2 protein-coding genes are annotated in these 1,817 nt (G+C 42.0%); both read right to left on the bottom strand.

Annotated elements, in window-relative coordinates; translation table 11 throughout:
* Positions 1-788, bottom strand: a 788-nt coding sequence (locus VE944_RS12535) for an ABC transporter permease (RefSeq protein WP_324977418.1), incomplete at its 3' end; no start/stop codon positions are given.
* A gap of 92 nt (positions 789-880) precedes the next feature.
* Entirely contained in the window at positions 881-1,762 is an 882-nt protein-coding gene (locus VE944_RS12530) for an Npun_R2479 family HD domain-containing metalloprotein (RefSeq protein WP_324977415.1), read from the bottom strand.
* Positions 1,763-1,817: the final 55 nt, after the last annotated feature.

The following is a 1,817-nucleotide window of genomic DNA, read 5'->3' as shown; positions in this document are numbered from 1 at the left end:
GCTTGGACAAATTCTCGCTCTTTAATTGATAGTACCTGTCCTCGAATGACCCGTGCTAAACCAGCCCAGCTAATAACCGAAGTAATCACCACAATCAGCAAAAAACGCTGGGTACTGCTTAAACCAGGTGGTAAAACTGCTCCTAAAGTCACCAAAAGATAAATACTTGGGAAAGTCATTAGCACTTCTGCCAAGCGCATAATGACGCTATCAGTCACACCGCCTAAATAGCCAGAAATTCCCCCGATAATCAAACCGAGGGGGTAGGTAATGATAATACCAAAAATCCCGATAAACATACTGATGCGACCGCCATGTAAGAGGCGACTGAATTGGTCGCGGCTTTGGTCATCAGTGCCCAAGATGTTGAATTTTGTCCCAGTTGTGGTGCCAAATAAATGCCAATTTAAGGGAATACCAGGAAAGATTGTGACTTCATCCCACTTTGGGGGTAATGGCAAACTCATCTGCAACAATCGGTATTCTGGCCCGGAGACAAATAGACGCAGGGGTGAGGGCTTTGTCAAGTCTACAATGAGTTCGCGATCGCCTGTTTCTAAATTTGTGTCTCCCTGAGTCGTCGGGTAAATATACGGCCCGATAAACTGTCCTGATTTAGAAACCCAATGTATCTTAGTTGGTGGAAGCAGTGAACCATTGGGCTGTGAAGCATAGGGGTCATAAGGAGCCACGAAATCTGCTGCAATTACTGCTATGTAGAAAACTAACAGCAAAATTGCCCCAAATTGTGCCAAAGGATTTTTCTTGAGTCGTCGCCACCAATCCATAGTAGTTAGGAGTTATAAATTAGGATTTATGAGTTATTAAACTTTTATCTTAATTCATAACTCCTGTACAGACGCGATTAATCGCGTCTCTCCTAATTCCCAACTCCTAATTTCTCTAAATAGCGCTGCTGTTCTTCCTGTTGTTTTTCATGTTCTACAACAAACACGTTTGAGTAGAGATTAGCCAGAATTTGTTTTCCCTGTTGTGTCAGTGATAGATAGTGCAGCCCTTCTTGGATATAGGGATAGACGCCATTCCAGTAAAACTTAGCGTAGTTATTACGTAAATCAGCAGGGGTTTTATAGCCCAAAACTTTATTTACTCCAGTTTCTTCAAACTCGTAAAATAAAGAAGTAATTTTCTTCAGGTAACGTGGGTCGCTTAGTTGACCAATCAAATCCGCAGCACGGACTAATCCTGCAAAACACCTTGTATCTTGATGATCTTCTGCCGCAGGTACGGGAAATCGAGTCAATTCAATATTGCTCTTAATTGCCTCAGCATCTATTAACTTGTGACCTCCAAAACGCTCATCAATAAAAAGCTTGGCTCTATCAACATGATACGGCGTGAGACTGGCATCAGAAGCGCCAGGAGCTACAGAAATCATTTTGCCATTTTTACCTGTGGAATATAAGTTTGCTGTCTCTCGGTCTTGTCGGCAAACTCCCTTAACGTAGCCAATATCATGACACACTAAGGAAATGATACAATGCAGCCAGTCTTCACTGGAAACACCGCCTTCCCTAATGTGTTTGCCACGTAAGATTTCTTGCCCCACCAGGGTTACAAGTACTGTGTGTTCAACATTGTGATAAAGAGCGTCGCTATTGGCAATGTTTTCCAAAGCCATGTTACCAGCCCAGGCAATAATGTCCTGATAATCATTTTTGAAGCAGCCGTAGGTGCGACGGTAGCCTTCTCGAATTTCATTTACAAAGGCATCAATTAAAATTTCAGTGGCATTGAACATATCTGGTTACTCTGGTAAATACTAATTATTTATTGGTTTGATTTCAAAATTCCAT

It is taken from the genome of Nostoc sp., assembly GCF_035638895.1.
GTDB lineage: Bacteria > Cyanobacteriota > Cyanobacteriia > Cyanobacteriales > Nostocaceae > Nostoc.
This window is presented reverse-complemented; position numbering and strand designations above follow the sequence as displayed.

What these genes read in the sequence shown, in the direction of transcription:
- VE944_RS12530 (WP_324977415.1), bottom strand. Translation starts at nt 1,762, where the DNA reads ATGTTCAATGCCACTGAAATTTTAATTGATGCCTTTGTAAATGAAATT.